This is a genomic window from Caulobacter sp. P1_B12_2, assembly GCF_056406675.1.
The window spans coordinates 1-8,000 of sequence record NZ_JBFTZS010000199.1 but is presented as its reverse complement, the minus strand read 5'-3'; the positions used below and the strand labels follow the sequence as shown (position 1 = coordinate 8,000).

General features: G+C 68.2%; 7 protein-coding genes. 4 read left to right on the top strand and 3 right to left on the bottom strand.

All coding sequences use genetic code 11. The features are described from left to right. A partial coding sequence (locus tag AC1DZ6_RS13690) for a 2OG-Fe dioxygenase family protein (protein WP_477097714.1) occupies positions 1-422 on the bottom strand: 422 nt, incomplete at its 3' end. Positions 423-642: 220 nt separating this feature from the next. Here AC1DZ6_RS13690 and AC1DZ6_RS13685 point away from each other — a divergent pair. Next, on the top strand, positions 643-1,023 hold the full coding sequence (locus AC1DZ6_RS13685; RefSeq protein WP_477097713.1) for a hypothetical protein: 381 nt from the start codon (positions 643-645) through the stop codon (positions 1,021-1,023). Between the two features lie 42 nt (positions 1,024-1,065). On the opposite strand, the gene AC1DZ6_RS13680 is transcribed toward AC1DZ6_RS13685, so the two are convergent. After that, positions 1,066-1,212: a hypothetical protein gene (locus tag AC1DZ6_RS13680; protein ID WP_477097712.1), complete on the bottom strand. Its 147-nt coding sequence runs from the start codon at positions 1,210-1,212 to the stop codon at positions 1,066-1,068. A 255-nt stretch (positions 1,213-1,467) separates the two neighbouring features. Between AC1DZ6_RS13680 and AC1DZ6_RS13675 the strand changes: the two genes are divergently transcribed. The 3 genes from AC1DZ6_RS13675 (at position 1,468) to AC1DZ6_RS13665 (ending at position 6,268) form a co-directional block, all read left to right on the top strand. After that, positions 1,468-3,000: a hypothetical protein gene (locus tag AC1DZ6_RS13675; RefSeq protein ID WP_477097711.1), complete on the top strand. Its 1,533-nt coding sequence runs from the start codon at positions 1,468-1,470 to the stop codon at positions 2,998-3,000. Positions 3,001-3,064: 64 nt separating this feature from the next. Further along, on the top strand, positions 3,065-4,657 hold the full coding sequence (locus AC1DZ6_RS13670) for a DUF1570 domain-containing protein (RefSeq protein ID WP_477097710.1): 1,593 nt from the start codon (positions 3,065-3,067) through the stop codon (positions 4,655-4,657). Between the two features lie 9 nt (positions 4,658-4,666). Then, complete coding sequence (locus AC1DZ6_RS13665) at positions 4,667-6,268, top strand: peptide chain release factor 3 (RefSeq protein ID WP_477097709.1); 1,602 nt, start codon at positions 4,667-4,669, stop codon at positions 6,266-6,268. A 211-nt stretch (positions 6,269-6,479) separates the two neighbouring features. On the opposite strand, the gene AC1DZ6_RS13660 is transcribed toward AC1DZ6_RS13665, so the two are convergent. Further along, on the bottom strand, positions 6,480-7,694 hold the full coding sequence (locus AC1DZ6_RS13660; protein ID WP_477097708.1) for a hypothetical protein: 1,215 nt from the start codon (positions 7,692-7,694) through the stop codon (positions 6,480-6,482). Positions 7,695-8,000 lie beyond the last annotated feature (306 nt).

Below are 8,000 nucleotides of genomic sequence, written 5' to 3'. Positions count from 1 at the left end.
ATGCGGAACTGGTGCAGCTCGACGTGCCAGGCCTTGGGCGGATCGACGGTCAACGGGTGGAACAGCGCCAGGCCGGCGGCCAGCAGGCCTTGCGTCACCGGATGCTCGACCACGGCGTCGCGCACGGGCTCGAACCAGCGCTGCACGCCGCCGTTCAGGCCGTTGTAGTCGCGGCTCTGATAGTGCGGCTGGTGCGGCTTGCGGACGACGCCCTCGGGGGAGGCCGAAAAGGCCGCGAAGCGCCGCCGGCGATAGCGGCCGCCGTCGGCCATGAAGCGGTCCAGGCCCAGGTCGTTCCAGCTGTCGGCGAAGGCGTCCCACCCCGCCACGGCCTCTTGACCCAAGAGCGCGTCGATCTGGTCGGGAAGAACGCGGCGGAAGCCGTCGTCGCGCAGGGCGGCGGCGATGTCCCGGGTCGAGATGTCGGACGGGATCAAGCTTTGCCTCCGGCGGAACCAAGCCTCCACATGGGGCGCCGGAGCGGTCGCGCCAAGCCTTGTTCCGCGTCCAGACGTTTGTCCGGGCGTCTCATTTTCGCGGCGTTAACCCTGCTCCTAAACCGGAACGAAAGCTCGATGCGGCAGGGTGACGCACGTCTCCAGACCTCCCCGTCCGCCGCCACCAGGCTTCAGCAAGGTTCCGATGCTCTTCCTGCTCAACGACGTCGTTCTTAGCCTCGACTCGGCCGAACTGGCCCCGCCGATCACCAGCGAGCGTTTCGCTCAGGTGTCGCTGAACTATGTCGCCAAGCTGGGCCAGGAACTGTACGCCGCCGAGCCGCTGCTGCACCACAAGGACCTGGAAAAGGCCCAGCGCCTGGCCGCCCTGATCATCGCCAAGGCGCCGGACATCAACGCGGCCCTGTTCATCGCGCCGTCGCGCGGTTGCCTGGTCGACCAGGTGCAGGTGCGCTACGCGCAGCTGGGTCTCGAAATCATGGGATCGCTGTTCGAGCGCCAGAAGGCCGGCGGTCTGAGCAATGTGGAAGCCGACCGCCAGGTCTGGCGGCGTCTGGCGGCCTGATCGCCGCGTCCTGAGACCCGGTGGACTGAAAGTCCCGATCGCCTAGACGAACAGGCCGATCAGGCTGAACAACCAGGTCAGGATCATCGCCACCACGACCAGGCCGGCCAGCGCCACTCCCAAGCACAGGGCGTTGCCTTGGGGAGTGCAGACGCCGCGCTGATGACGCGGCTCGTGAACCATAGCCATTGTCGTTTCCTCTTTCGCGGCCGCCCCTCTCACGGGGGCTGGTCCGCAGTAACATCAGCATGACTCCAAAACCCCGCACTGACTAGGGTTGTTCCTGGGTTTTCGTGGGTTGGGTACGGCGCGAAACGTCACGGGGCGGGCGGCGCGTCGCGGCGGGAGCGATCGTCACGTTTCAGGCGTATTCAATCTGCACCGTAGGGTTGTTCGACGACGCGCCGACGTGCCACAACTGCTTAAGCCGCCTGGAGAATCCGCATGCCGCAGTGCTTGATGTCCCGACGGACCTTCGCCCTGTCCGCCGCCGTCGCGCCGCTGATCGGGGCCGGAGCCGCCAGGGCGGCCGGCGACGGCGACTGGCTGCGCAGCGAAACGCCCAGCTTCGTTCTGTACGGAAACGTCGGCGAGAAAACGCTGCAGGATTTCGCCCGCGATCTCGAGGATTTCGACGGACTGCTGCGAACCCTGCATGGGGCGATTGAGCGGTCCGACGGGCGGCCCTTGCCGATCTATCTCGTGCGTCGCCGGACCGACCAACTGCGGGTGAAGCCCGATCTCGACGACAAGGTGAACGGCTTCTATTCCGCCTCGATCGGCGACGTCTTCGCGATCATGAGCCTGGAGGGCGGCGAGGAGCGGGGGCGTCAGACCCTGTTCCACGAATACACCCACCATTTCATGGCGCAGCATGCGCCGGCCGCCTATCCGTCCTGGCTTGTCGAGGGATATGCGGAATACTTCAAGACGGCCCGGTTCAAGCCGGACGTCATCGAACTGGGCGTGACCAACGAGCGGATCGCCTGGCTGCGCGGCCGTATCTGGGAGCCCTATGGCCAGATCCTGGGCCGCCGGGCCCTGGAGGGCCGCGATCGGGACGTCGACGCCTTCTATGCCCAGTCCTGGCTCCTGACCCACTACATGATATCCGATCCCGACCGCCTGAAGCGCCTGACGGCCTATGCCGGGGCGGTGGCGGCGGGCGGCGATCCGGTCGCCGAGATGGTCACGGCGGCGGGCATGCCGCTGACCGATCTGGAACCCACGCTCAAGCGCTACATGGGCAAGCTGCCGGGCTTGCGGATGCCTCGGCCCGCGCCCGCCGCGAGCGAAGCCGCCCTTGCGCGGTTGCCGGCCTCGGCCGACGCCCTGCTGCTCGAGAACCAGCGCCTGAAGATGGGCGTTCCGTCCGCCGATCGGCCCGCCGTCCTGGCGATGATCCGCGAGCGCGCCGCCCGCTATCCCGGCGATCGCCTGGCCGATCTGACCCTGGCCCGGGCCGAGAACGACTTCGGCGACCGCTCCAAGGCCCAGGCCCTTCTCAAGCGCCGGATCGAGGCGGATCCGCGCGACGTCGAGGCGCTGCAGATGCTGGGCTGGTCCTGCATGCTGCAGGCTCGCGCCGACCGGCCGAACGCCGCCGCGCTGCTGAACGAGGCGCGCAACTGGTTCGGCAAGGGCTTCGCGGTCGATGCGAACAACCCCTTGCTGCTCTACGACTACGGGATCAGCCGGCGCGGCGAGGCGGGCTATCCCAGCGACAACGTCGTCAACGTCCTGTTGCGCGCCCAGCAACTGGCGCCGCAGGTGGCGGCCTTCCGGCTGGGCGCCGCCGACGCCCTGATGCGACGCGACCGCTTCGACGAGGCCGCCGCGATCCTGGAGCCGGTGTTCAACAACCCGCACGCCGGTCCCGAGGGGCAGCAGGCCCGCGCCCGGTTCGAGCAGGCGGTGGCCCGCCGCCGTCCGGTGGAGGCCGCCGGGGCGGACGACAAGGCCGCGCCCGCGGACTGATCCTGGGCCTTGCGCCCGCCCGCCGTCCCTGCATAGCTTCAACGCAACGTTGAGGGGGAAGCGCGTGGGTCTGTGGGGGATTCTGAAAAGCCGCGGGGCTTTGCCGGGGCTGGTCGCGACCGCGCTTCTGGCGGCAGGATCGCCGGCGCGGGCTGAATGGCTGCGGGCCGAGAGCGATCACTTCGTGGTCTATGGCCGCAGCGAGAAGTCGGTTCGCGAATATGCTTCGATGCTGGAGGATTTCGACTCCCTGCTGCGCCGCCTGCACGGCCGACCCAAGGACGAGGTCACGCCGCGCAAGCTGCCCGTCTATCTGGTCGGCGACTTCAAGCAGCTCAAGCGCGTGCTGCCCAACGCCAAGGACGGCATCGCCGGCGTCTATCTGGCGTCGGTGCCCGAGGTGTTCGTGGTGGCCATCCGCGACGGCGCCGGCGAAGGCGACCTGAACAAGGGTGACGACACGGTGCTGCACGAATACGTGCACCACTTCATGCTGCAGTACTATCCCAGCGCCTATCCGGCCTGGCTCGTCGAGGGCTACGCCGAATATTACATGACCGCCGACCTGGCCAAGTCGCGCATGGTGGTGGGCGGGGTGAACCGGGGGCGGGCCTACAGCCTGACCCAGCCGGGCGGCTGGATCCCGATGGAGGATGTGCTGGGCAAGCGTCCCGGCGCCCTCAAGGAACGCGACATCTACGCCTACTACGCCCAGGCCTGGCTCCTGACCCACTACATCCTGTCGGACCCGGCGCGGCACAAGCTGCTGGGGCCCTATCTGGATGCGGTGCGCGACGGCGACGACCCGGTGAAGGCGTGGAAGAAGGTCTATGGCGACGAGCCCGACGGCCTGAGCCGCAAGCTGCGCACCTACATGAACAAGCCCATCCCGGCGGGCGCGCTGCAGCGGACGGGCGCGCTGGAACCGGCGATCACCGTGACGCACCTGTCGCCCGGCGCTGACGACCTGCTGCTGGAGGGCCAGCAGTTGAAGCTGGGCGTGTCCAAGGACGACCAGGCCGAGACTCTGGCCGACATCCGGGCCGCCGCCGCCAAGCGGCCGAAGGATCGCTTCAGCCAACTTGTCCTGGCCAGGGCCGAGACCGGGTTCGGCGATCGCAAGGCCGGCGAGGCGGCGCTGAACACGCTGCTGGCCGCCGATCCCAAGGACGAGGATGCGCTGGTGGCGCTGGGGGAAAGCCGCCTGGCCGCAGGCGCGGACGATCCGGCCCAGCGCGCCGCGGACTTCGCCCAGGCCGGCAAGTTTTTCGCCCGGGCCTTCAAGGTCAATCCGGACAATCCCGAGACCCTGCACGGCTACGCCGAAGCCCGCAGCCTGGAGCCGCTGACCGACGCCATGGTCGACATCCGCGTCCGGGCGGTGATCCTGGCGCCGCAGGTGGGGCACCTGCGCCTCGACGCCGCCCGGGCCCTGATTCAGGTGAAGGACGTGAATCTGGCCCGCCTCGTGCTGACCCCCCTGGCCAGCAATCCGCACGGCGGCGGCGAGGTCGAGGCGGCCCAGGCCATGCTGAAGACCATCGACCCCAAGGCCGCCGACTCGGACAAGGCCCTGGCGCCGGGCGGGGCGTCCGAAACGGCCAAGCCGGCGGCCAGGACGTCGGGAAAGGGTGACAAGGCGGCCTCGGGGAGCTAACCCCCGAGGATGAGCACCTCCCTCGCCCTTGAGGCCGCCCGTCGGCGCACCTTCGCGATCATCAGCCACCCCGACGCCGGCAAGACCACCCTGACCGAGAACCTGCTGCTGGCCGGTGGGGCGATCCGCGCGGCCGGCGCCGTGCGCGCCCGCGGCGCGGCGCGTCGCACCCAGTCGGACTGGATGAAGATCGAGCGCGAGCGCGGGATCTCGGTGTCGGCCAGCGTCATGACGTTCGACCACGACGGCCTGATGTTCAACCTGCTGGACACCCCGGGCCACGAGGACTTCTCGGAAGACACCTACCGCACCCTGACGGCCGCCGACGCGGCGATCATGGTGCTGGACGCCGCCAAGGGCATCGAGCCCCAGACCCTGAAGCTGTTCGAGGTGTGCCGCCTGCGCGACATCCCGATCATCACCTTCATCAACAAGATGGACCGCGAGGCCCAGGACCCGTTCGAGCTGCTGGACGAGGTGTCGTCCAAGCTGGCCCTGGACCCCGCGCCGCTCTACTGGCCGGCCGGTTCGGGCGGGCGGTTCAAGGGCATGCTGGACCTGCGCGGCCAGAAGTTCATCCCCTACGCCAAGAAGAGCTCGACCGACGACGAGGGCCATCCCGACCCGGTCTCGCTGAAGTCCAACGCCGTCGTCCAGTACCTCGACCCCGAGGAACTGGCCGAGGTGGAGGAGGGCGCCATGCTGGTGTCCGAGGCCGCCAAGCCGTTCGACGTGCAGAGCTTCCTCGAGGGCCACATGACGCCGGTGTTCTTCGGCTCGGCCCTGCGCCACTTCGGCGTCAACGAACTGCTGGCCGGCATCGGCGCCTACGCCCCGCCGCCGCACCCGGCCAAGGTCAGCAAGTCCGGCGTCGAGACCCATGTGGCCCCCGGCGATCCGGAGGTTTCGGGCTTCGTGTTCAAGGTCCAGGCCAACATGGACCCCAATCACCGCGACCGGATCGCCTTCCTGCGCCTGACCAGCGGCCGCTTCACGCGCGGCATGAAGCTGAAGGCCCAGAACACCGGCAAGGCCATGAGCGTCAACGCGCCGATCATGTTCTTCGCCAGCGACCGCGAACTGGCCGAGGACGCCTTCGCCGGCGACGTGATCGGCATTCCCAACCACGGCGTGCTGCGGGTGGGCGACAGCCTGTCGGAGACCGGCCTGCTGCGCTTCGCCGGCCTGCCCAACTTCGCCCCGGAAATCCTGCGCCGCGTGCGGGTCAAGGATCCGCTGAAGGCCAAGCACCTGAAGAAGGCGCTGGAAGGCCTGGCCGAGGAGGGCGTGACCCAGCTGTTCCGCCCGATGATCGGCAGCTCCGACTTCGTGGTCGGCGCCGTGGGCCAGCTGCAGTTCGAGGTCATGGCCGACCGCCTGGCCAACGAATACGCCCTGGATTGCATCTTCGAGAACGCTCCCTATTCCGAGGCCCGCTGGCTGGGCGGCGACCGCGCCGACGTCGAGGACTTCGTCAACAAGCACCGCACGGCCATGGCCCACGACATCGACGAACAGCCGGTGTTCCTGGGCAAGTCGTCCTGGGAGATCGGCTATGTGGCCGAGCGCTTCCCCAAGGTGCGGTTCGAGCGGACGAAGGAGCGGGGGTAGGGGGAGTGGCAATGAGGGTGTGTCCCTGATTGCACGGCCGGACTCGGTAAATACACGCTTGGCCGCTTGCGACCCTAGTCGGACATTCGAGACCCCTCTCTCTTAGAGAGAGGGGTCTCGCGCGCACCGCCTGGATCAGCGGGTCGCCCACCACCGTTGTCTGACATCCGCTACGCGAGCAACCTTTCGGCGAACCACAAGGGCCTGAGGTTCACATCCAGAATGGCTTCCACTCAGTCTTCTGGCTGGGGCGGTCGGAATACATGGTGCGCGCTTCGCTCAGGTCATCGAGCGTCCGGTTGTCGATATGGGCCAATGCGGCCTCCATCGCCGCATCCCGGCCGGCCGCCCAGTCGGCAAATCGGAGCGGGACCAGGACGTCGGGCATGGTCCAGTTGCGCTTGTCCAAGGGGTGGGAGTCGAACCAGGGGAGGGTCGAGACATACGCCGGAAACCCGTCGGCCTGGAACGGCATGGCGTCGCCGTAGTGGTTAGGCGCGCCGCCGCTGGGTTCGCCCACGAATATCGCCCAGGTCTCCCGCTCAATCCGCGAGGTCAGGTTCTGGGCTGCGGAAAAGGTCTTCCCGCTGGTGAGCACGTAAAGGCCGCCGGGCCGGTTGAATCGGGACCGTTCGAGGCGCCTCCTCAGGCCCTCGCCCATGAGGTTGCTGCCGCCGTCGTTACGGCGCAGGTCCAGCACGACACGTTCGATCTCAGGGGCTTCCATCGCCGCAAAGGCGTCACGCACAAAAGCCAAGATCGAGTCGCGCTTGTCGCTCAGCCGATCGAAGGCGATGACCAGCACCTTGCCGTCTGCATGGACGAAGTTGGCCTGGGCGCCCGGTCGCCAGGTCTCGATCGGCCAGAGATTGCGTGAAAGTGCGACCAGCGCGTCGCCACCATTCGGACGCGGCGTCAGCGCGACCTTGACGACTGACCCCTCGACCTCGGCTTCAAGGGTGACCGGCGCTGACGAGGCTGCCGGCCCGGCCAGTCGTGCCCCTCGCAGGACCGCAGGCTTCAGGGCGAGGCGCGCGTGGTGATAGGCCCCGGCGGGGTTGTTGGCAGGCCATACGGCTGCGAAGGCGCGCAGGACCTGCTCGACGGCGACCCCGTCGACCCGCACGATCCGGCCGCCCAGCAACGCCGCCCCCTCCGCCTTGGCGGCGGTGACGTAGAGGCCGTCGAAGAAGGGGCTGGCTGTGATCGGCAGGTCAAGGTCGAAGCCCGGGAGCTTGACCATATACGTGTAGATGGTCGTGTGTCCGTCGCGGAACCAAGCCAACCGAGCCATGAGGCCCATGACCCAGGCCTCCGTCGTCAGGTCATCCGCTTCGGCCGCGAGCCGGTCCCAACCCGACCGCCACGCCGGATCCGCGGCGGCTTCCCAACCGCGCGGGTGGGTCGTCTCGGCGTACTTTTGCAATCGACGAGCTTCCGCGCGGCGGAGTGCGGGGACCGGGGCCGCCGCCGGCGCCGCCGGCGCCGCCGGAGCCGCCAGGCTGCCGGACAACAGAAGGGAGAAATCACGCCGTGTGATCATGCGATCAGCCTAAGCACGAGCGGCTTTGGCGCGATACTTAAGGTTCGTTAACCAGCAACGTCCGCCCTCGGGACAAAGGCCAATGACAACTTCCCACCCTTCTCGGACCTCTGAAACGTCCGCTTGGCGAAAGCCTCCATCCGCCTCGGATGGGGCCACGCCTTAAAGCCTTGGTGGATCGGAGCTCTG